Source organism: Stenotrophomonas sp. BR163 (assembly GCF_047520985.2).
Classification (GTDB): domain Bacteria; phylum Pseudomonadota; class Gammaproteobacteria; order Xanthomonadales; family Xanthomonadaceae; genus Stenotrophomonas; species Stenotrophomonas sepilia.
Genome location: NZ_JAXBRE020000001.1, coordinates 88,771 through 109,956 on the forward strand (window position 1 = coordinate 88,771; position 21,186 = coordinate 109,956).

The window sequence follows — 21,186 nt, forward strand, 5'->3', positions numbered from 1 at the left end:
GGTCACCCTGGGGCCGCATCCGGTTCGCTTCACGCGCGGCCGGCGCATTGCTGGCCGAGTCGAGGACCGCGGAAAGCGCGTCCGGCTCGCTGCGCACCGCGTACATCACCCGGGTGCCGGTCAGCAGCAGGCTGTCGCCTCAGCGACCGCGCTGGCGCTCGATTTCCGCGTGCAGTACCTGCAGCTGCGCCAGGTACTGCTGGAAGATGCCCAGATCCTCCTCGACCAGGCGTGGCCAGTCGGGCTTCGCATTCAGCAACTGCTCGACCTGCTGCTGCGGCGGGCGATCAAACCCTTCGCCCAGGACGGCCAGGTAGCGCTCCCTGAATCCCTCCGGATCCTGCTGGTCCTGGGCGAAGAGCTGCACCGCAATCAGTCCGGCATACAGGTAATTGGCCAGGTAAAGCGGATCCTCATACATCAGCCGCTTGGATACCCAGGTGCTGCGCAGCTCGGGATACTGCTCCGATGCGCCCCCATACCGGCCCAGTACCTTCACCGTCAGCGCATCAAGCGCGTCTGCGTTGCCAACCTCATCGGCGGCCACTTGCTGATAGATGGACTGTTCCAGATCGGCCTCTTCAGACGATACGAACAGCTGCAGGATGATGTCATCGAGCAACGACTTCAGGTAATACGCCTTGGCACGTGGATCGCTGGCCCGCCGATAGAGCTGATCGCGGAGCTTCAGTTCGTTGTAGATGGCGAAGGCCTCGGTCAACCACTTGTTGCCGTTGCGCTGGAACGAGGATGCGCCACCGCGCTGCATCCACTGCCCATGCATGGCATGGCCGGCTTCGTGAGCGATCTGGACATCCCCCTCCAAATCGCCCTGTCGATGACCAACGAACAGCAGCGAAGGCGCGCCAGGGGCGCTGATCGAAAACGCATCCATCGCGCGCCGCCCTGCCGATCCACCCAGATCCATGTGTCCGCCCGCAGGATCGAGCAGTCCGCGCAGCCCTGTCACGTAATCCGGCCCCAGCACCTGCATTGATGCCGCCGCCGCATCACGCAACTGCGCCAGGTCAAGCGGCGGAGGAATATAGCCCGCATCAGGCAGGTCCATGTCCCAGATCTGTGGAGACGCCTGGCCCATGCGCTCAAGATGGGTCAACTGCATCTGCTGGTAGTTCCGCCGCAGCAGCGCGTGGCGCGCTACCGCCGCAAGTGTCGCGTCGACGGCGGCCTGATCCAGGCCCATGTGCCGGTAGCTGCGGTCAGGCGCAGTTCCATCGCCCTGCAGTTCCGACGCATGCTCGTTGAGGCGGACCAGGCCCAGCAGCACCGTTGCCATTTCGCTGCGCCGCGACGCCATTCCCTGCCAGTAGGCACGCCATGCCGCTTCGCGCAGTGAACGATCCGGCAGGCGGGAAAGGGCTCGCGCGTCGGTGCGGCTGTCGAGCGTGCGGCCTTCATGTTCGAAACGCGCAAAGGGGGCCGACTGCAGCAGCTGCCGGTGCAGACGCCCGAAGCTGTCCAGCGCCGGGTCAGCCAACGTGTCGACCGCATCCACCAGCGCTGCATTGGCCGGCTGCACATCCTCCCGCAACGCCCGTTCACGCAGGTCGGCATGCGGCCCGATCCAGGCAGCGTGCGCGGGCGCATCACGCAATGCCTGCTTGGCAATCGCCGCGATGCGTCCACATGTGCTGGCGACTTCGCCCTGGGTGTTGGCCAGCCGGGCATCGTCGGCATTGCGCGCGGCCTCAAGATGCAGGTAGCCATGGTGCCGGAGGCACTCGCCATACAGCTGTTCGGCCTGCTGGAACCTCACGTCTGGCGGCGCATGAAGTGCCTTGAGGGCATGGGTCCTCCGCTCGAGGTTCTTCCACGCCTCACGTTCCTGGGAGGCGCTGCCAAAGTAGCTGCGGTCATCTGCCCGCAGAGCCTGCGCTTCCACTCCGTGTGTCATCCCGGCCAACAGCGTCGCGATGACAAAAGTGATGGCGCGCATCCCATTGCGATGCATCGATGTCTCCTGGTCTGTTTCCACTCCCAGCTTAGCAGCCCGGGTGGACCCGGATGCCGCATGGCAGGTGGCTTCCCGATTCCCGATTCCGCATCCGGATCCAGGCCGTCTACCCACTCACATCCCGATACAGCAAGGCCGCCCTGGGGCGGCCTTCCCGTCTCCTTACTTGGCGTTCTTCACGTAGGTGTCGAACCAGTTCAGCATTTCCGCTACAAGCTGCTCGTTCGATTCCAATGCGGTGTACCAGTGCGGTTCGTTCGGCAGCATCACCAACCGCGTGATGCCGCCGTTGCCTCGGATCGCCTGGTAGAGCTTGCGCGACTGGAACGGCTCAGTGCCCGGGTTGGCGTCGTCCTCGCCGTGGACCAGCAGCAGCGGCAGCTTGATCTTGTCGGCATAGAAGAACGGAGAGGCCTTCAGGTACACGTCCTGCGCCTGCCACACCGAGCGACGCTCGTTCTGGAAGCCGAACGGGGTAAAGGTCTTGTTGTACGAACCGCTGGTCGCCACGCCAGCCTTGAACAGGTTGGTATGGGCGATCAGGTTGGCGGTCATCAGGCCGCCATGGCTGTGGCCGGTCACGCCGATGCGGTTGCGATCGACCACGCCCATGTCCACCGCCTTGTCCACCGCCGCCCTGGCGTCAGCTTCCAGCTGTTCCAGGTAGGTGTCGTAGGCGTTCTTCGGGTCACCCACGATCGGGAACGAGGCGTTGTCGATGATCGCGTAGCCGGCCAGCAGCATCAGGCGGTACGGCTGCAGGCGGGTGAAAGTCTGCTGCGAACCGGACACCTGCCCCGCCTGCGCGGCGTTGGCGAAGTCGGCCGGGTAGGCGTACAGGATCGCCGGCACGCGCTGGCCTTCCTTGTAGCCCGGCGGCGTGTACAGGGTGAACGACAGGTCCACGCCATCGGCACGCTTGTAGGTCACCAGCTGCTTCTTGATCTGGCGCACTTCCGGAGTCGGGTCGACCAGCTTGGTCAGCGCGGTCGCGGTGGACGCGAACTGCGCCTCGCCGGTCTTCGCATCGGCCACCGCCTCACCCTGCTGACGGATGAAGGCGTTCGGCGGATCGATCACCGACTGGTGCCAGGTCAGGTAGCGCCCAGGCGTATTGCTGAAACCAAGGAACTGTTCGTAGGCATCGGCGCTGCTGCGGAACAGGCGCTCGCTCGTCAGCGTGCCGAGGTCGAGGCGGTCGAGGAACGGACGGTCGCCCTGCGGCGAGGCACCACGGCCGCTGAGGAACACATGGTTGCCCTCACGGCGCACGACCTGCGCACCATTCGGCAGGCGGGTGAAGACCAGGTTGCCGGGGTTGCCGTACAGCTCATCGCTGGACATGTCCCACAGCAGGCGGCCTTCCTTCTTCGGCTGGTCCACATCGACGATGCGGGTCTGCATCCAGTGGCGGTTCTCGTCGTTCTCGAACTGGAACGCCACGGCCGGATCGGCAGTCCATGCGAAGCCTTCGAAGCGTTGTGCGGTGCGGGTGATCTCGACCGGCTTGCCGTTGAACGGCGCCTTCAGCATCAGCACGCGATCGCGATGCGGCACGCTGACCTTCCAGTCACCCTTGTCCAGCGCTTCGGCATAGACCAGGGTAGCCGGATCGGTGGCACGCCAGTCGAAACCACGCGGGCCTTCCGGTACGCCGTGCACCGGCACGCGGTCGGCCAGCGGCAGGCTGGCGATCGGCGTGGACTTGCCGCTGGCGATATCCAGCACGGCCACGTCGTTGGCGAAGCGCTGGTAGGTCACCGCATGCGAGTACGGCGCCTTGATCGATTCGGTCAGCACGTGCACGCCATCGGGCGCGGCGCTGACTTCGTTGAACAGCGCCGGCTGCCCGACCGGACGCACGCCGTTGGCGGCAGTATCGACCACGGCCAGCTGCGAGGCGCCGTAATAAGCGAACAGCTTCTCGTCATGCACGCTGGTCAGCGTGTCGCGGGCTTCGTAGGTGCTGCTCTCGCCACTGCTGCCCAGCGACTCCTGTGCATCCGGGCCGGTCGGTACGCCACCGTTGGACGGTGCTGGGCCCTGGTTGGCCGGCACCAGCTTCACCAGCAGGTTCTGGCTGCCGCCCAGCCACTGCACGGTATAGCCGAAAATCGGGTTCAGCTGGACGTTCGGCACCTGCTTCACCTGGCCGGTAGCTGCATCGCCCACCCACAGCTGCACGCTGGTATCGACCGCGTTCTGGAACGCAAAGTGGCTGCCATCGGCCGACCACAGCGCGCCGGTGGCGCAGCCCTGCGGCAGGTTGACCTTGGTCTGCTGGCCACTGCCGATGTCGACCAGGGTGAAGTCGGCCACGCAGGCCGGGATGCCATAGCCACCGGGGGTGTCATGGCGGCTGCGGTTCTTCGGTTCCAGGCGCACGCCAGCCAGCTTCAGGTACGGCTGGGCGACACGGCTGATCGACGGGTAGGTCTGCGCAGTGGTCAGCAGCAGGCGCTGGCCACCCGGGGCCACGTTCGGCGCCGGCGGCGGCGGTGCCTTCAACACCTTGAGCAAGTGCTCCGGCGGCTTCGCGTAGCCGGCAAGCGCCGGGCCAGCGGCCAGCAGGCCGAAGGTGGCAACGGCAACGGCCGCCGCCAGAGAGGTTCGACGGATCAGCATCCTTATCCCCTGGGTGTGAATGGGTACCCGGAATCGGGTATGGACCCGAATCTAGCACCGCAGGGAATGGGGTGAATGGGCCGGAAGGGCTAGAGGCCGGATGGGGCAAGGTGGGACACGCCCGGAGAGGCCGGCGATGGACCGGCATCTGCCAGGCGTGGTCTGTCGTCACTGCTGGGCGTGCAGGTCCCAGGCAGTCAGGTAATCGGGGTCGACCACGATCATGCCGCTGCTGCGCATGCGGTACTCGCCGGGCTCGGCTGGCTGGTACTGGTCGAGCATCGGCGGCAGATAGCGCTCGTGGCCGTCATTCTCGTCCGCCAGCACCACGCCTTCGTCGGCGCTGATGCGCAGCACCGTACCGGCGAATTGTTCCAGCCCCTGCACCTGGCCGTCACCGCCATAGCGGGTGACGCCCACCAGCACCACCTTGCCGATCATTTCCTCGACCTTGGCATCGTCCAAGGGCGGCAGCATGGGAGTGAATTCATCGCTCATCGGTGCACCTCCGTAGCCTGCTGGACATCGTGGATGAGGTTTCCGCTTCGCAGTGCGCGTCGCTGGCAGCCGAGCAGGTGCCCAGCCCGAAGCCTTGGCATCGAGAGTGCCAGTGCGCCCATGAACCCAAGGGTTCCTGGAGCACGATGCTGCCATCGCAGGCGGAAGGGACAGGTGAAGGCCGAAATCGGTCCTCGCCGATCAGAGGGTTGTACCTGCACCCACGCTAGAATGCGCCCATGCGCACCGTACATGCCCTCCGCTACATCACCCCGTTACGGGAAGGCGGCTCCCTGCCCGCCGTGGTCGAGACCGACGACGACGGCATGGCCGTGCTGAAGTTCCGCGGCGCCGGCCAAGGCCCGAAGGCGTTGATCGCCGAGCTGATTGCCGGTGAGATGGCACGCACGCTGGGCCTGCCGATTCCGGAAATCCTGTTCGTCGAGCTGGATCGCGAGTTCGCCCGAACCGAGCCCGACCCGGAGATCCAGGAGCTGATCCGCGCCAGCGAGGGCCTGAACCTGGGCCTGGACTACCTGCCGGGTGCGATCAATTACGATCCGGCGGCGATGCCGGTGGACGCCGACCTGGCCTCGCGCATCGTCTGGTTCGATGCGTTCACCAGCAATGTCGATCGCACCACCCGCAACCCCAACCTGATGGTGTGGCACCGCAAGCTGTACCTGATCGACCACGGCGCGGCGATGTACTTCCACCACGACTGGGCCAATGCCGGCGATGCCTGCGAAAAGCCGTTCGTGCTGATCCGCGACCATGTGCTGCTGTCGTTCGCCAGCCGCATCGCCGAGCTGGATACCGAACTGGCCGCGCGCCTGAGCGATGCCGAGATCGAGCGCATCGTCGGCCTGGTGCCGGACAGCTGGCTGGTCAACGAGCCGGCATTCGACAGTCCGCAGGCCTATCGCCAAGGCTACATCGACTATCTCAAGCACCGCCTGAAAGTGCGTGCGGTGTTCGTGCAGGAGGCCGTCCGTGCCCACGCTGCACACGTATGACTATGCGGTCATCCGCGTGGTACCGCGGGTGGAACGCGAGGAGTTCATCAACGTCGGAGTGATCGTCTCCTGCCCCGGCGCGCGCCATCTGGAAGCGGCCATCGAGATCGATCCGGCACGCCTGCACGCGTTCGCTCCAGCGCTTGATCAGGATGCGTTGCAACCGTGGTTGGATGCGATCGTGGCCATCTGCCGTGGCGACGCCAGCGCCGGACCGATCGCACAGCTGCCCGCGCGCGCCCGCTTTCATTTCCTCACCGCCAAGCGCAGCTCGGTTGTGCAGATGTCGAGCACGCATGTCGGCCGCACTGCGGACCCGGCGGGTGTGGTGGAACACTTGATGACGAAGATGGTGCGGGTACCGGCACCAACCGAGCAACATTGATTGGGTAGAGTCGACCGCTGGTCGACTGCCGTTCGCGGGAAGCAGGCGCACCGTCTTCGTGGCCGTACCGGTGCTCCCTACCCTCGCCCTGCACCACGAAACCAAGCCATACCAGCCCTTGTGGTTCTGCGCCGTGGTGGCCCACTGCAGCAATGCAGGTGAGACCAGCGCTCCGCTTTGCAGGCCTGGGCGAGCTTCATCTTGTCCGGCGTTTCAGCGCCCACGATCTGGAACCGCTTCACCTGCCGCAGATTGGCCAGGTCCATGACGGTCGTCCCCCCAGCTGCATCCACGCTAGGGACTCTGCCGCAACCCCTCGACCGTGACGGCGAACGCCTCGATGCGATGCCATTCGCTCCGCTCCTGCGGCAGCGATTCCACGCCCATGCCGATCTGGTACCGCACCGCTTCCTCGGGCGCGGCGAAATCACGCGATTCGTGCTGCGCCGTGGCCAGCACATAGGCAATCTGCCGATGGTCGGTAATGCCGTTGTCGATGCAGGTACGCACGATCATCTCGACCGACTGGTCCCGGGTCAGGCCGAAGCCCACCCCACCTTTTCCATAGTCTTCGCTCATCCTTCAGCTCTCCAGTTCCGGAACGCATCCGTTCGTCCGGGGAAGACCTACTTCAGCAGGTCCGATTCGGTAGGGGCCTCGCCCCTGCAGGTGTCATAGCGGCGCTGCAGCAGCGTGCGCGGCCCGGTTCCGCGTAGCTGGATGACCTTGTCCTCGCGCTCGCACGGGCTGACCTTCGCGCGCAGCGCAAACCGCCCATTGTCGATATGGTCGATGTCGCGCCCGCCGATGGCCGCTTCCAATGCCTTGGCACGCACATAGCGGTTGACCTTGGCGTCGAACAGGTAGAACGCATGCACCGGAACGTTGTAGACACCGTTGTTGTCCTGCCACACCTGCAGGTCCGGCACACCATCGCCATTGAAATCCGAAACGGTCAGCATCACGGCCGCCGCACCCTGGGCATCGGCGCCAGCGCGGGTCAGGCGCGGCTGCACGTCCGTGACCGCCACGTTGCGCCCGCCACGGGTCACGCCCATGCTCCGCACCCTGCAGGTCGTCACGTTGTCGGCGCCGCCGCAGTCGGCCACCTGGAAGACCACCTGCAATGCAGGCGTGATCCTGCCCTCGCCGGGCCGCAGGACGATCCTGCCCTGTTTGTCAGGCGCAGCATCGGCGGTATGCACCGCGGCCTGCGCCGGCGCCGGGGCCGCCCTGGCTTCCGCCACCAGCGCCGCCGCATGGCCGCCCTGCAACTGGCGGGCACGCAGCAGGGTCATGTGCGTGCGGCACTGCTGTGAATCCAGCTGGGCAACGGCCGTGCCGCCTTCCGGGCAACGACTGTCGCGCTGGCGCAGCCATTGCCGCTGCAGATCGCGCAGCACCTGCTGATCACTGGCGGTCAGCGTGGAGCGCGCCGCACTGCAGGCGGCGTTGAGCGCATCGTCGTGCACCTTGAATTCAGCGTCGACACAACGACGACGGGGCTCCAGTGCGGTGCCCGCGGCCGCCATGCAGGGCGCATACGCAGGGCTCAGAAAGCGTGCATCGCCGGCAATCAGTTCGGCACCACTGGGCAGCGACATCGGTCACGGCCCCGTCGCCCGTATTCCGGCCGGCAACCGCTATTTCGGCAGCGCAAACGCCATCACGTAATCGCCGTTCGGGGTTTCCATGAAATGGTGGCCGCCGGCCATGATCACCACGAACTGGCGTCCGTCCTGTTCATACACCATCGGCGTAGCCTGCCCGCCCGCGGGCAGCTTGGCATGCCAAAGCTCCTTGCCGGTCTTCAGGTCGATGGCGCGCAGCAGGTCATCGGTGGCGGCCGCGATGAAGATCAGCCCGCTGGCGGTCACCACCGAACCGCCGTTGTTCGGCGTGCCGATCTCGATCGGCAGGCCGGAACGGATGCCGAACGGCCCATTGCCGCGCGCACTGCCAAACGGACGATCCCACAACAGCTTGCCGGTGCGCAGGTCGATGGCGCGGATGCCGCCGTAGGGAGGCTGCTTGCACAGCAGACCCGTGAACGGCAGCCGCCAGCCAGCGTTGACCTGGATACCATACGGCGTTCCCACCTGCGGATCGCCGGCGCCCTCGCCACCGCCCCTGTCGGCACGGATCTTCTCGCGCGGCAGCCAGCCCAGACGGTCGGCTTCGGCACGTGGCACCAGCCGGTTGTAGTTGGGCATGTCGTTGTAGTTGGCCACGATCACGCCGCGGCGCGTGTCGATGGACACACTGCCCCAATCCGAACCGCCGTTGTAGCCGGGGTATTCGATGGAATGGCGATCACTGCTCGGCGGCGTGTAGAAGCCTTCGTAATAGGCCTTGCGGAACTGGATGCGGCAGATCAGCTGGTCGATCGGGGTGATGCCCCACATGTCGCGCTCGGTCAGGTCATGCTCGCGGCGCAGCGTGTGGTACAGCGAGAACAGCTGGGTGGGTGAACGCTGTTCCGGTTCGACACCGCCGACCGGCACCTTGCGCTCTTCGGCAGCGGTCAGCAGCTGGCCGTTGCGGCGGTCGAGAATGTAGATGTCACCCTGCTTGGTCGGCAGCAGGATCGCCGGCACCTTGCCTGCCGCCGTCGGGTAGTCGACCAGGCTGGCCTGCGAACCCAGGTCGTAGTCCCAAACATCCTTGCGCACGGCCTGGAAATGCCAGGCCGGCTTGCCGGTGGCCACATCGATCGCCACCAGCGACGTCGCATAGCGGTTCTGGTTTTCCGTACGCGAGCCACTCCAGTAGTCGCCCGCAGAATTGCCCAGCGGCAGATAGACCAGCCCCAGCGCCTCATCACCGGTCGCGGTGGTCCACATGTTCGGCGTGCCGCGCGTGTAGGTCTGCCCATGCGGCGGCAGGCCGCTGCGCTCGGGCTGGTCCATGTCCCACGCCCAGCGCAGTTTGCCGGTGATCGCGTCGTAAGCCTGGATCACGCCCGATGGCGCGTCGCGGCGCTGACCATCCAGCACCTGGTGGCCGGTGACGATCACGCCGCGCACGATGGCCGGGGGCGAGGTGATCGACACGTAGCCGGGGGGCACCTCACCCATACCCAAGGTGATGTCGACCTGGCCGTTGTTGCCGAAGTTCGCGCAGGGACGGCCGCTATCTGCATCCACTGCAATGATGCGCCCGTCCAGCGTGCCTTCGATGATGCGCGCCCAGCACGCCGGACGACTGCCCGGTGCAGCGCTGCGGCTCACGCTGGGCGGCGGCTCGGGCAACGCCAGATCAGCCGCGGCATCGGCCAGGGTGGCATCGGCCAGGATCGGCGTTGCCGGTTGCTCGTAGTAGCTCACACCACGGCAGGCGGCGGTGTACGGGATCGAGGCGTCCTTCACCTTTGGATCGAAGCGCCACACTTCCTTGCCACTGGCGGCGTCGAGCGCGATCAGGCGGTTACGGGCAGTGCACAGGTACAGGCGGTCGCCGATCTTCAGCGGCGTGGTTTCCGCACCCCAGCGCTTCTTCGGCATATCGCCGGTGCGGAACTGCCAGGCGGGCTGCAGCGTGGCCACGTTGGCCGGGGTGATCTGCTGCAGTGGCGAATAGCGGGTGCCTGCATTGCTGCGCCCCCACGCCGGCCAGTCTCCCTCGGCAGGCTGGTCGGCCGGTTGCAGGCCGGTGGTATCCCGCGTGGGTTCCAGTCCGGCGCTGGCCGCGCCTTCCGGGAACGGCTGGTGCCCGTCCACTTCACCATGCGGTGCGAACGCCAACCCGAAGGCAGCGACGAACACCAGCATCAGGACGCCCGCCACGCTGCGCGACAGGCGCTTTGAAACCGGTTCGCGAAGGGTCGGCGCGAGCAGCGCCAGCACGATGCCGAGCGTGGTCACCAGGCCCAGCCGCGGCACCCAGCGCCAGTAGTCGCTTCCCGATTCCCACCAGGTCCACAGCAGCGTGCCGACGAACACCAGCGCGTACAGCAGCGCGCCGCTGCGGCGATTGCCGAACAACAACAGGCCACTGGCCAGAAGGCCGACCGCGGCGATGGCGTAGTACGCCGACCCGCCCAGGCTGAGCAGCCACGCGCCGAGCCCGCCGATGACCAGGCCGAGTACGACCAGCAGTAGCGACAGCACGGTAACGAGAGGGTGCCGTGAGGCGCGGACGGGAGCAGGAACGGACTGCGGCGTGGCGGACATCGTCGATCTCCGGGGGCAGCATGCGCCGTTATCCCACCGCCTGTGTGAAGCGCGCGCGTATGCGTGGCATCCGGATACGACGACGCCGGCACAGGGCCGGCGTCGTCGGGTACCCAGGCTCGCGGCAGGATCACTCCTGCGCGGCGTCCTCGCTGCTGGCAGCAGCCGGTGCGCCGTCGGTCGTGGCCGGGGCGGCGGCAGCCACCTCGTCCTCGTCCTCGTCGATCGAGGCATCCATGCGCTCCACCGCCTGCAGCTTCTCGTCCTTGGACAGGCGGATCAGGGTCACGCCCTGGGTGTTGCGGCCGACGCGGCTGATTTCCGAGCCACGCGTACGCACCAACGTACCGCCGTCGGAGATCAGCAGGACTTCGTCGCGGGAGCCCATCAGCACTGCGGCGACCAGCTTGCCGTTGCGCTCGGTGGTCTGGATGCCGATCACACCCTGCGTGCCACGGCCCTTGCGCGGGTAGTCCGGCAGCGGAGTTCGCTTGCCGTAGCCGTTCTCGGTGGCGGTCAGGATGTACTGCACGCTGCTGTCATCGGCACCGTCAATCACCGCATCGCCCGTGGCGGCGGCTTCCTCGACACCGTTGTCGTCCTCGTTCTCGTCCTCGATGCCACCGGCACTTTCGGCCACGATCAGGCTGACCACTTCCTCGCCGGCCGGCATCCTGATGCCACGCACGCCAGTTGCGGTACGGCCCATCGAGCGGACTTTGTCCTCGCCGAAGCGCACGGTCTTGCCGTTGGAGGCGAACAGCAGGATGTCGCGCTGGCCATCGGTCAGGCCGACGCCGACCAGGGCATCGCCCTCATCGAGGTTGATCGCGATCTTGCCGCGGGCCAGACGGAAGGCGAACTCGCCCAGCGGGGTCTTCTTGACCGTACCGTTCTTCGTGGCGAAGAACACGAACTGGCCATCGGCGTACTCGCGCACCGGCAGCACGGCCTGCACGCGTTCGCCCGGTTCCAGCGGAATCCAGTTGATGATCGGACGGCCGCGGGCGTTGGAGCCCGCTTCCGGCAGCTGGTAGACCGGCAACCAGAACACCTTGCCCGAACTGGTGAACGTCAGCAGCGTATCGTGCGTGTTGACCAGCCACAGCTGTTCGATGAAATCCTCTTCCTTGGTCGCCGCCGCACTGCGACCACGGCCGCCGCGGCGCTGCGCGCGGTACACGCTGACCGGCTGGCGCTTCACGTAGCCGGCATGCGACACGGTGACCACCACGTCTTCCGGTGCGATCAGGTCGAGGATGTCCAGGTCTTCTTCGCTGTGGCGGATTTCGGTGCGACGTTCGTCACCGAACTCGGCCTTGACGTTGACCAGCTCCTCTCGGATCACCTGCAGCAGGCGGTCGGGATCTTCCAGGATGTGGATCAGCCCGGCGATCACTTCCAGCAGCTGCTTGTACTCGTCGGTCAGGCGGTCCTGCTCCAGCCCGGTCAGGCGGTGCAGGCGCATTTCCAGGATCTGGGTGGCCTGGATCTCGGTCAGCTGGTAGCCGCCCTCGATCAGGCCCACGCCCTTGGGCAGGTCTTCCGGGCGCGAGGCTTCGGCACCGGCGGCACCCAGCATCGCACCGACCAGGCCCGGCTCCCACACGCGCGCCAGCATGCGCTCGCGTGCTTCGTTCGGGTTCGGCGAGGTCTTGATCAGTTCGATCATCTCGTCGATGTTGGCCAGCGCGACGGTCAGGCCTTCCAGCACGTGGGCACGGGCGCGCGCCTTGCGCAGCTCGAACACGGTGCGGCGGGTGACCACTTCGCGGCGGTGGCGGACGAACGCCTCCAGCATCTGCTTGAGGTTCATCAACTGCGGGCGGCCATCGACCAGCGCCACCATGTTGATGCCGAACACCGATTCCATCTGCGTCTGCTGGTACAGGTTGTTCAGCACAACCTCGGCAGATTCACCGCGCTTGATCTCGATGTAGATGCGCATGCCGTCCTTGTCGGACTCATCGCGCAGCTCGCTGATGCCTTCGATCTTCTTTTCCTTGACCAGCTCGGCGATCTTCTCGATCAGACGCGCCTTGTTCACCTGGTAAGGAATTTCAGTGACGATGATCGACTCGCGGCCGTTGTCGGCCACTTCGATGTCGGCCTTGGCACGGATACGCACGCGGCCACGGCCGGTGCGGTAGCCGGCGACGATGCCGGCGGTGCCGTTGATGATGCCGGCGGTCGGGAAATCAGGGCCCGGGATGTACTCCATCAGGCCGTCGACGTCGATCTCCGGGTTGTCGATCAGCGCAATGCAGGCGTTGATCGATTCGCTCAGGTTGTGCGGCGGGATGTTGGTCGCCATGCCCACCGCGATACCGGCCGAGCCGTTGACCAGCAGGTTCGGGAACCGGGTCGGCATGACCGTCGGCTCCAGTTCCTTTTCGTCGTAGTTGGGCTGGAAATCGACGGTTTCCTTGTCGATATCGGCCATCAGCTCATGCGCCAGGCGCGACATGCGCGCCTCGGTGTATCGCATCGCCGCGGCGGAGTCGCCGTCGATCGAACCAAAGTTACCCTGGCCGTCGACCAGCATGTAGCGCAGCGAGAACGGCTGTGCCAGGCGCACCAGCGTGTCGTACACCGACTGATCGCCATGCGGGTGGTACTTACCGATGACGTCACCGACGATACGCGCCGACTTGAAGTAGGGCTTGTTGCTGTGCGCGTTGAGTTCATTCATCGCGTACAGCACGCGACGATGCACCGGCTTGAGGCCGTCGCGCGCATCCGGCAGCGCGCGGCCCACGATCACGCTCATGGCGTAATCGAGGTAGCTCTTGCGCATCTCGTCTTCCAGGTTGACCTGGATGATTTCCTTGGCGGTTTCTGCCATTCGGGTTCCGTTGTCTGGTAGCGGTCCAGTCCGGCGCAGCCCTCTGCGGGAGGGGGTCGCGCCGGAACCTCGATTCAACCTGTGGATACTACCACAACGGGCTGTTTTCCGCCTGCCTTTACGGGGATTTTACCGGCACAAATCAGGAACTTAGGGGCCCTACCGATGCTGTAGGGCCGAGCCCATGCCCGGCTCGGCCGGCAATACGCCGCAGCCGAGCATGGGCTCGGCTCTACAGACGTCCGCGGTCCTGCCCGCCTCAACCGCCGAAGGCGGCGCGCATGTTCTCGGCGGTCGGGTTCAGGATCACCCCGCGCTCGGTCACGATGGCGTCGATCAGCTCGCCCGGGGTGACATCGAACACCGGGTTCCAGGCGGCAATGCCTTCGGCCACGGTGCGGGCACCGCCCACGCCATACAGCTCACCCGGGTCGCGCTGCTCGATCTCGATCTGGCTGCCGTCCACGGTCTCCATGTCCACGGTCGAGGACGGCGCCACCACCATGAACTTCACGCCGTGGTGGCGTGCGGCAATGGCCAGTTGGTAGGTGCCGATCTTGTTGGCGGTATCACCATTGGCGCAGATGCGGTCTGCGCCCACGATCACCCACTGCACGGCACCGGTCTTCATCAGGTGCGAGGCCGCCGAGTCGGCGATCAGGGTGGCATCGATACCGTCCTGCTGCAGCTCCCACACGGTCAGGCGTGCACCCTGCAGCCACGGCCGGGTCTCGCCGGCGAACACGCGCGCGATGCGGTGCTGGGCCATGCCGGCGCGAATGACGCCCAGCGCGGTACCGAAGCCGGCGGTGGCCAGCGAGCCGGTATTGCAGTGGGTCAGCACGCCGCTGCCAGCCTCGATCAGGCCAGCGCCCAGTGCGCCCATGTGGCGGTTGGCCGCCAGGTCTTCCTCTGCGATCGCCTGCGCTTCGGACTCCAGCAACGCCCTCCAGTCGGCGCCGGCAGCGTTCAGGCAACGGCGCATCCGTGCCAGCGCCCAGGCCAGATTGACCGCAGTAGGGCGCGATGCGTTCAGGCGCTGCAGTGCCGGCTCCAGCTGCTGCAACGCGTGCGCACCGTCTGCGGCCTGCACCTCGCGCGCGGCCAGCACCACGCCCCAGGCGGCGGCAATGCCGATCGCCGGCGCGCCACGCACGGTCAGTGCGTGGATGGCGCTGGCAACCTCGTCACTGTCATGGCAGACCACGTGCTCGACCACGAACGGCAGCTTGCGCTGGTCCAGCAGTTGCAAGGCATCGCCGGTCCACAGGATCGGGCGGATGTGGTCGTAACGGGCGTAGTCGATGTCGGAGGCAGTGTTCATGGGCCCATTGTAGGGCCACGCCCCGCGTGGTTGGAGCCTGCCCCGGCTCAATTCACCGAGAATTCGGCGCGGCAGCCGCCATCCACCCAGATGCCGTTGCGGCTCCAGCCCCAGGTACTACCTTCCTCGCAGGGCGTGCTGGACAGCTGCTCGGAGACCACAGCACCCACCGAGATGCTCGCGCCGCAGAAGCGGCGCTTCTTCGACTTCGATTCGCAGGTCAGGCGGCGCGGCACATCGACGAAGCGGCCATCCTCGTCGGCCACCTCGAAATCGCCCTGGCAGCCACGGCTGGTCCAGACTTCATTGCGCTTGTAGCCCCATCCCTGGCCTTCCCGGCACGGCAGCACCGACAACTGGCGAAGCAGGCGCACCGGCGCGCCATCCAGGCGTACCGGGCAACTCTGCGGACGGCCATTGGATTCGCAGCGCACCACGCGGCGCACCAGGCGCTTGCCTTCCGTTGCCGCAGGTGCCGCACCCTGCGCACGGCGCGCACGGAATTCGGCGCGGCAGCCAAGGGTGACCCACACGCCGCTGCGGTCGGTGCCCCACTCGCTGCCGCGGATGCAGCTGTTGCTCGACAGCTGGCGCACCAGATCGACGCCGTTGGCCACATCGATGTCGCAGTGCACCCAGCCCATGTCGCGGGACTCGCAGGTCACCACTTCATCGTCGTAGCCCACCTGCTGGGCCGACGCCGGCGACGGCAGCCAGGCACCCCAGAGCGCAATGGAGTACATCGGTGCAGCGACAACCGCAAACCACTTGACCAAAGCCTTCCCCAGCAGGAATGGATGAACTGCATGCCAGTGTCCGGCATTGGCCGTGATAAGAGCATCATCCTGCTTACCGACGCAAGCGCACAGAGCCCGCGTTTCGTTCAGCCTGCGATGTTCAGCAACACGCGGGCGTCACGCGTGGGCAAAGTCGTAGGCCAGCACATCGGCAATGCGTGGCGTGCGGTTCATCGCCATCAGCAGGCGATCGACACCCACCGCCACGCCGGCACAGGCCGGCAACGCTGGCAATGCCGCCAGCAGCGCCTCATCCAGTGGCGGCTGCACCTGCCCACGTTCGTGGCGGCGCTGCTGGTCGCGCCGGAAGCGGGCGCGCTGCTCGTCGGCGTCGTTCAGTTCGTGATAGCCGTTGGCCAGCTCCACTGCACCCAGGTAGAGCTCGAAACGCTCGGCCAGCGGCGGCGCGCCGGCGCGGATGCGTGCCAGCGCGGCCTGGCTGGCTGGCCAGTCATGCACTACGGTCATCACCGCGTCGTCGAAATGCGGCTGGATACGATGGGTCATCAGCAGGTCGAGCCAGTCATCACGGGTCAATCCGACCGGGTCAATGTGCACCTCGCCCAACGCGGCACGCAGCGTGGACTCATCCGCCTCGAACGGATCCACGCCAAGGTGCTGCTGGAACAGCTCACGGTAACTCAGCACGTGCAGCGTTGCACGGCGTCCGACCAGGGCCAGCGCCTGTCCGATCAGCTCGGCGGTCTCCTGTACCAACCGATGGTGGTCCCAGCCGACCCGATACCACTCCAGCATGGTGAATTCGGGGTTGTGGCGGCCGCCGGCCTCACCGTTGCGGAATACCCGACCCAGCTCGTAGCAGTCGCCCACACCGGCCGCCAGCAGGCGCTTGAGCGGATACTCCGGCGAGGTGCGCAGCCAGCGGCGGCGTCCGCCGGCATCGACATGCCCGGTGAAGTCGGTATGGAAGCTGTCGATGTTCGGCTCGGTGTTGCCCGCGACCGACAGGATCGGCGTCTCCACCTCGAGCACATCGCGCTCTGCAAAGAAGCGGCGCACCAGCGCGTTGAGCGCGGCGCGCTGCTGCAGCGCGCGCAGCAGGGCCTCGCTCACAGGATGCCCTCCGGGCGCGGATGGTCGAGCGGCAGGGTCAGCAGATCGCGCGTATCGTCGATGTAGCCGCTGGCCAGGTACAGGCGGCGTGCCAGTTCGTTGTGGTGATTCACTTCCAGGCGAAGGCGACTGACGCCACGACCGCGAGCGCGCTGTTCGCAGATGGCCAGCGCCTGCTTGCCGCGGCCACGACCGCGCGCACGATGGCTCAGGTACAGCTCGTCCAGCAGCATGAAGTGGCCGCCCTGCTCCAGGCTGAAGCCCATCGCGATCACCGCGTAGCCGACTACCTCGCCCGCCTCGTCCATCCACAACAGCACTTCGCCATTGCGCGGATCGGCCAGCAGCGCGTCCACGCCGCGACGCACGCGCGCGTCATCGAAGTCGATCCTGTCTTCGGCGTAGAACTCGCGCATCAGCGCGATCAACAGCTCCTCGTCGGCACGGGTGGCCAGGCGGAAATCCAGCGGGGCGGTCTGCATCGGTGTTCCTTTGTGTTTCATGCCGGGCGCGGGGACACCCGGCGGGATCGTCACTCGTGTTCGGCCAGATAGGCCAGCAGGCGGTCTTCGTCCCACACCGGCACGCCCAGCGACTGCGCCTTGTCCAGCTTGGAACCCGCTTCGGTACCGGCGACCACGAAGCTGGTCTTCTTCGAGACGCTGCCGGAGACCTTTGCACCGAGGGCCTCCAGGCGCTCCTTGGCGGCATCGCGGGTGAGCTGGGCCAGGGTGCCGGTCAGCACCACGGTCTGCCCATCCAGCGGGCCGGCCACAATCTCGGCCAGCGCCGGTGCCTTGGCCAGGATCTGCTGCATCGCCTTCTCGGCTGCCAGCAGCATCGCGCCATGGCCCTCGCTGTCCAGCCACTGGGCCAGGCCACGCGCGGTGTCGTCCGGCAATCCTGCGTTGACGAACTGCCCATGCTCGGCGTCGAGCACCGCCTGGGCACCGGGCAACGCGGCCACCAGTTTCTCCGCGCGCAGGCGGGTGATGCCGGGAATCTCTGATTCGACCAACAGCTGCGCCAGGTCCAGCCCCTCGCGCAGCCTGGGGCTGGGCGCGTGCACATCGCTGATGCGGACCTGGCCGACCTGCAGCAGGTCATCGATGGCCTGCTGGTTGCCCTGCTGCTCGAAGAAGTGGCCGAGCGACCGCGCCACTTCGCCACCGATGTCCGGCACGCGCTTGAACAATGGCCACGGCAGGTGGCGGATCAGTTCCAGGTCACCGAACCACTGCGCCAGCGCCTTGGCCGTGCTTTCGCCCACGTGCTCGATGCCCAGCGCGAACAGCAGCCGTTCCAGCGTGGCGGCACGACTGGCGTCGATGGCCGCGATCAGGTTGTCGGCCCACTTGGTCGCGATCTTCTTCGTGTTCCATTCGAAGCGGGCCGGCTGCGCCAGCGCCTGCGCGCGCCAGCCCGGATCGTTGCCGTCCAGCCTGAGCACCGCATTGAGCACCGCGCCACTGCCTTCAGCCGGCAGGTGCAGCTTCAGTGCGGCGGCCAGCGCCGAGGGATCTTCAGCGTCCAGCACCAGCTTCAGGTGCAGCAGCTGGTCACGACTGAGCCGGTACAGGTCGGCCACGCTCTTGACGATGCCAGCGTCGACCAGGGTTTCAATGTACTTGTCGCCCAGGCCGTCGATGTCCATCGCGCGGCGCGAAGCGAAATGGGCAATGGCTTCCTTGCGCTGCGCCGGGCAGGACAGCTCGCCCGAACAGCGCCATGCGGCCGCCCCTTCCTCGCGCACGATCTCCGAGCCGCACACCGGGCAGCGCGTCGGCATCTGCCAGGGCGTGGTGCCCTGCGGGCGGCGATCGAGGATGACGCTGACCACTTCCGGGATCACGTCGCCGGCACGGCGCACGATCACGCTGTCGCCGACGCGCACGTCGAGGCGTGCGATCTGGTCGGCGTTGTGCAGGGTGGCGTTGGACACGATCACGCCGGCCACGGCCACCGGTGCCAGCCGCGCGACCGGTGTGGCCGCACCGGTGCGGCCGATCTGGATCTCGATCGCCTCCACCGTGGTGCTCTGTTCCTGTGCAGGGAACTTGTGCGCGATGGCCCAGCGTGGCGCGCGCGAGACGAAGCCCATCGCCTGCTGGCCGGCACGGTCATCCAGCTTGTAGACCACGCCATCGATATCGAACGGCAGGCTGTCGCGGCGCTCGCCGATATCGCGGTAGTAGCCGAGCAGGCCGTCGGTGCCTTCCACCACTTTGCACAGCGCGCTGACCGGGAAACCCCAGGCGCCGAGCTGCGCCAACGTGCCCGAATGGGTATCGGGCAGCTCGCCGCCCTGCACTTCACCGGTACCGTAGGCAAAGAAGCTCAACCTGCGCTGCGCACTGATCTTCGGGTCGAGCTGGCGCAGCGACCCGGCCGCCGCATTGCGCGGGTTGGCCAGCACCTTGCCGCCGTGCAGGCGCGCACGTTCGTTGTAGGCCTCGAAATCGGCACGCGCCATGTAGACTTCGCCGCGCACCTCGAGCACGTCCGGCCAGTCCTTGCCGTGCAGCCGCTTGGGAACATCGCCGATCTCGCGCAGGTTGGCGGTCACGTCCTCGCCGGTGCTGCCATCGCCGCGGGTCGCGCCGAGCACGAAATGACCATCCTCATAGCGCAGGCTGATCGCCAGGCCGTCCATCTTCGGCTCGGCCGAAAACTGCAGGCTGCGGCGGCCCAGGCGTTCATCGATGCGGCGCACGAAATCCGCCACTTCCTCATCGCTGAAGGCGTTGGACAGCGACAACATCGGCACCGCATGGCGGACTTCGGGGAAACGGCCGGAGGGACGCGCGCCGACCTGCTGGGTCGGACTGTCGGCCCGGGCCAGTTCCGGATGTTCGCGCTCCAGTGCTTCCAGCTCGCGCACCATCCGGTCGTAGTCGATGTCGGGGATCTCCGGGGCGTCCAGCTCATGGTAGGCGCGGTTGGCCTGGGCGATCTGCCGGCGGAGATCTTCGGCGCGTTCGGCGGGGCTGGAGCTCATCGGAATCCGGTGGTTCTGGGATGGCCGGGGATTCTACCGCGCCCGGCCGTCAGGCCCTGTAATGCCCCCCCTTCGCAGCGCCGAGCCATGCTCGACGGGCGCCCCCCCTGCCCTGGTGGATGCCAACCATCTCCCCGCCCCGGCAGGTGCCCAACCTTGGTTGGCACACCTGCAGCCGAGCAAGGCTCGGCACTACAAAAAGCGGGCTTGCCGCCCACCGCAACCAGCGCTAGCGTGCGAAGGCTACTCCTCGGAATCCCACCCGTGACCCTGCCTGCTTCCCGTAGACGCTTCCTGCAACTGGCCGGTGCCGGCCTCGCCGTCGCTGGCAGCGGGCTGCCGCAGCTTGGCCATGCCCAACCCGCGACGGCCGCCGCTCCTGCCCCCGCCGAAGGTGCGGTGCTGCTGAATTTCAACGAATGCCCCTACGGCCCCTCGCCCGCAGCCCAGCAGGCGGCACGCGACAGCATCGCCGGTTGCGGCCGCTACCGCTTCTCCCTGGCCGGACAGGTGCGCGATGCCTTCATCGAACAGGCACGCATTCCGGCTGATCACGTGCGGTTGTATCCGGGTTCCAGCGAACCGCTGAACCGCGCCGCCGTGCTGTGGACCAGCCCGCAGGCGGGACTGGTGGTGGCCGACCCAACGTTCGAGACGCTGGGCGAGGTCGCCGCCGCACACGGTGCATACGTGCAGAAGGTGCCGCTACGCGACGACGGCGCGCATGACCTGCGTGCAATGGTCGCCGCCGCGCACGCACGCCCGACCGGGCTGCTGTACGTGTGCAATCCGAACAACCCGACCGGTTCGATCAGCCCACCGGATGAGCTCGCCTGGCTGCTGGCCCACAAGCCCGCCTCCACCCGCGTGCTGGTCGACGAGGCCTACCTGCAGTACAGCGAGCAGCCGAGCCTGATCACCCGGGTGACGCAGCGCGATGACCTGATCGTGCTGCGCACGTTTTCCAAGCTGTACGGCATGGCCGGCCTTCGCCTGGGCATGGCGGCCGCACACCCTGACCGCCTACGCGAACTGGCCAGCCTGGGCGACAACCCGCTGCCCGTGCCAGCACTGGCAGCGGCACTGGCCAGCCTGCAGGATCCCCAGTTGATCGCGCAGCGGCGCCTGCAGAATTCCAGGGTGCGGCAGGCCACCATCGCGTGGCTGGGCAAGCGTGGCTTCAGCTGCGTGCCGTCGGAAGCGAACTGCTTCGTGGTGGATGTGCAGCGCGACGGTGCCGCCTTTGCCAAGGCGATGGCAGACAACGGCGTGATCATTGGCCGCAGCTGGCCGATCTGGCCACAGCGCGTGCGCGTGACCGTCGGCACCGAAGACGAGATGGCCGCATTCCGCCGTGCGTTCGCCAAGGTGGCCGGCGTACCGGCCTGACCCTGTTGGTGGGGGCGAACCTTGGTTCGCTCCCATCCACGCATGGCGTGGATCTACCGGGGTGGGTGCCGACCGTTGGCCGGCACAA

15 protein-coding genes are annotated in these 21,186 nt (G+C 66.8%); 3 read left to right on the forward strand and 12 right to left on the reverse strand.

Annotation, left to right across the window (positions count from 1 at the left end):
- Positions 1–139: 139 nt before the first annotated feature.
- The 3 genes from ACM0PY_RS00450 to ACM0PY_RS00460 form a co-directional block, all read right to left on the reverse strand.
- A complete protein-coding gene (locus ACM0PY_RS00450) occupies positions 140–1,972 on the reverse strand; it encodes a M3 family metallopeptidase (RefSeq protein WP_180883924.1) in 1,833 nt (610 codons plus the stop codon).
- 165 nt (positions 1,973–2,137) lie between these two features.
- Complete coding sequence (locus ACM0PY_RS00455) at positions 2,138–4,600, reverse strand: S9 family peptidase (RefSeq protein WP_180883900.1); 2,463 nt, start codon at positions 4,598–4,600, stop codon at positions 2,138–2,140.
- A 168-nt stretch (positions 4,601–4,768) separates the two neighbouring features.
- Entirely contained in the window at positions 4,769–5,098 is a 330-nt protein-coding gene (locus ACM0PY_RS00460; RefSeq protein WP_180883899.1) for a hypothetical protein, read from the reverse strand.
- A 239-nt stretch (positions 5,099–5,337) separates the two neighbouring features.
- On the opposite strand from ACM0PY_RS00460, the gene ACM0PY_RS00465 reads away from it, so the two are divergent.
- Both ACM0PY_RS00465 and ACM0PY_RS00470 read left to right on the forward strand, forming a co-directional pair.
- A complete protein-coding gene (locus tag ACM0PY_RS00465) occupies positions 5,338–6,114 on the forward strand; it encodes a HipA family kinase (protein WP_111127379.1) in 777 nt (258 codons plus the stop codon).
- Entirely contained in the window at positions 6,092–6,499 is a 408-nt protein-coding gene (locus ACM0PY_RS00470) for a DUF3037 domain-containing protein (RefSeq protein WP_061480045.1), read from the forward strand. The genes ACM0PY_RS00465 and ACM0PY_RS00470 overlap by 23 nt, the downstream gene beginning before the upstream one ends.
- 294 nt (positions 6,500–6,793) lie before the next feature.
- Here ACM0PY_RS00470 and ACM0PY_RS00475 read toward each other — a convergent pair whose 3' ends face one another.
- The 9 genes from ACM0PY_RS00475 to ligA form a co-directional block, all read right to left on the reverse strand.
- Positions 6,794–7,078 carry a hypothetical protein gene (locus tag ACM0PY_RS00475; protein ID WP_235646700.1) on the reverse strand — a complete coding sequence of 95 codons (285 nt, stop codon included), beginning with the start codon at positions 7,076–7,078 and terminating at the stop codon, positions 6,794–6,796.
- Positions 7,079–7,125: 47 nt separating this feature from the next.
- Positions 7,126–8,103, reverse strand: a complete 978-nt coding sequence (locus ACM0PY_RS00480) for a lysozyme inhibitor LprI family protein (protein ID WP_235646701.1) — start codon at positions 8,101–8,103, stop codon at positions 7,126–7,128.
- Positions 8,104–8,142: 39 nt separating this feature from the next.
- Entirely contained in the window at positions 8,143–10,671 is a 2,529-nt protein-coding gene (locus ACM0PY_RS00485; protein ID WP_180883897.1) for a membrane-bound PQQ-dependent dehydrogenase, glucose/quinate/shikimate family, read from the reverse strand.
- A 130-nt stretch (positions 10,672–10,801) separates the two neighbouring features.
- A complete protein-coding gene (gyrA, locus tag ACM0PY_RS00490; protein WP_111176128.1) occupies positions 10,802–13,516 on the reverse strand; it encodes a DNA gyrase subunit A in 2,715 nt (904 codons plus the stop codon).
- A 259-nt stretch (positions 13,517–13,775) separates the two neighbouring features.
- Complete coding sequence (gene mtnA / locus ACM0PY_RS00495; protein WP_180883896.1) at positions 13,776–14,840, reverse strand: S-methyl-5-thioribose-1-phosphate isomerase; 1,065 nt, start codon at positions 14,838–14,840, stop codon at positions 13,776–13,778.
- 47 nt (positions 14,841–14,887) lie between these two features.
- On the reverse strand, positions 14,888–15,616 hold the full coding sequence (locus tag ACM0PY_RS00500) for a DUF3011 domain-containing protein (RefSeq protein ID WP_134971222.1): 729 nt from the start codon (positions 15,614–15,616) through the stop codon (positions 14,888–14,890).
- Positions 15,617–15,754: 138 nt separating this feature from the next.
- On the reverse strand, positions 15,755–16,711 hold the full coding sequence (epmA, locus tag ACM0PY_RS00505) for an EF-P lysine aminoacylase EpmA (protein ID WP_134971224.1): 957 nt from the start codon (positions 16,709–16,711) through the stop codon (positions 15,755–15,757).
- Positions 16,708–17,193: a GNAT family N-acetyltransferase gene (locus tag ACM0PY_RS00510; protein ID WP_053497333.1), complete on the reverse strand. Its 486-nt coding sequence runs from the start codon at positions 17,191–17,193 to the stop codon at positions 16,708–16,710. Before ACM0PY_RS00510 ends, epmA begins: the two co-directional genes overlap by 4 nt.
- Before the next feature lie 50 nt (positions 17,194–17,243).
- A complete protein-coding gene (gene ligA, locus ACM0PY_RS00515) occupies positions 17,244–19,715 on the reverse strand; it encodes an NAD-dependent DNA ligase LigA (protein ID WP_428999806.1) in 2,472 nt (823 codons plus the stop codon).
- Positions 19,716–19,973: 258 nt separating this feature from the next.
- Between ligA and ACM0PY_RS00520 the strand changes: the two genes are divergently transcribed.
- The gene (locus ACM0PY_RS00520) at positions 19,974–21,098 is read left to right on the forward strand and encodes a pyridoxal phosphate-dependent aminotransferase (protein WP_134971228.1); all 1,125 of its coding nucleotides are present in this window, start codon (positions 19,974–19,976) and stop codon (positions 21,096–21,098) included.
- Positions 21,099–21,186 lie beyond the last annotated feature (88 nt).

Coding starts and splice junctions, on each gene's coding strand:
- mtnA (WP_180883896.1), bottom strand. CDS start 14,840: ATGAACACTGCCTCCGACATCGACTACGCCCGTTACGACCACATCCGC.
- gyrA (WP_111176128.1), bottom strand. CDS start 13,516: ATGGCAGAAACCGCCAAGGAAATCATCCAGGTCAACCTGGAAGACGAG.
- ACM0PY_RS00485 (WP_180883897.1), bottom strand. CDS start 10,671: ATGTCCGCCACGCCGCAGTCCGTTCCTGCTCCCGTCCGCGCCTCACGG.
- ACM0PY_RS00460 (WP_180883899.1), bottom strand. CDS start 5,098: ATGAGCGATGAATTCACTCCCATGCTGCCGCCCTTGGACGATGCCAAG.
- ACM0PY_RS00510 (WP_053497333.1), bottom strand. CDS start 17,193: ATGCAGACCGCCCCGCTGGATTTCCGCCTGGCCACCCGTGCCGACGAG.
- ACM0PY_RS00455 (WP_180883900.1), bottom strand. CDS start 4,600: ATGCTGATCCGTCGAACCTCTCTGGCGGCGGCCGTTGCCGTTGCCACC.
- ACM0PY_RS00480 (WP_235646701.1), bottom strand. CDS start 8,103: ATGTCGCTGCCCAGTGGTGCCGAACTGATTGCCGGCGATGCACGCTTT.
- ACM0PY_RS00465 (WP_111127379.1), top strand. CDS start 5,338: ATGCGCACCGTACATGCCCTCCGCTACATCACCCCGTTACGGGAAGGC.
- ACM0PY_RS00450 (WP_180883924.1), bottom strand. CDS start 1,972: ATGCATCGCAATGGGATGCGCGCCATCACTTTTGTCATCGCGACGCTG.
- ACM0PY_RS00475 (WP_235646700.1), bottom strand. CDS start 7,078: ATGAGCGAAGACTATGGAAAAGGTGGGGTGGGCTTCGGCCTGACCCGG.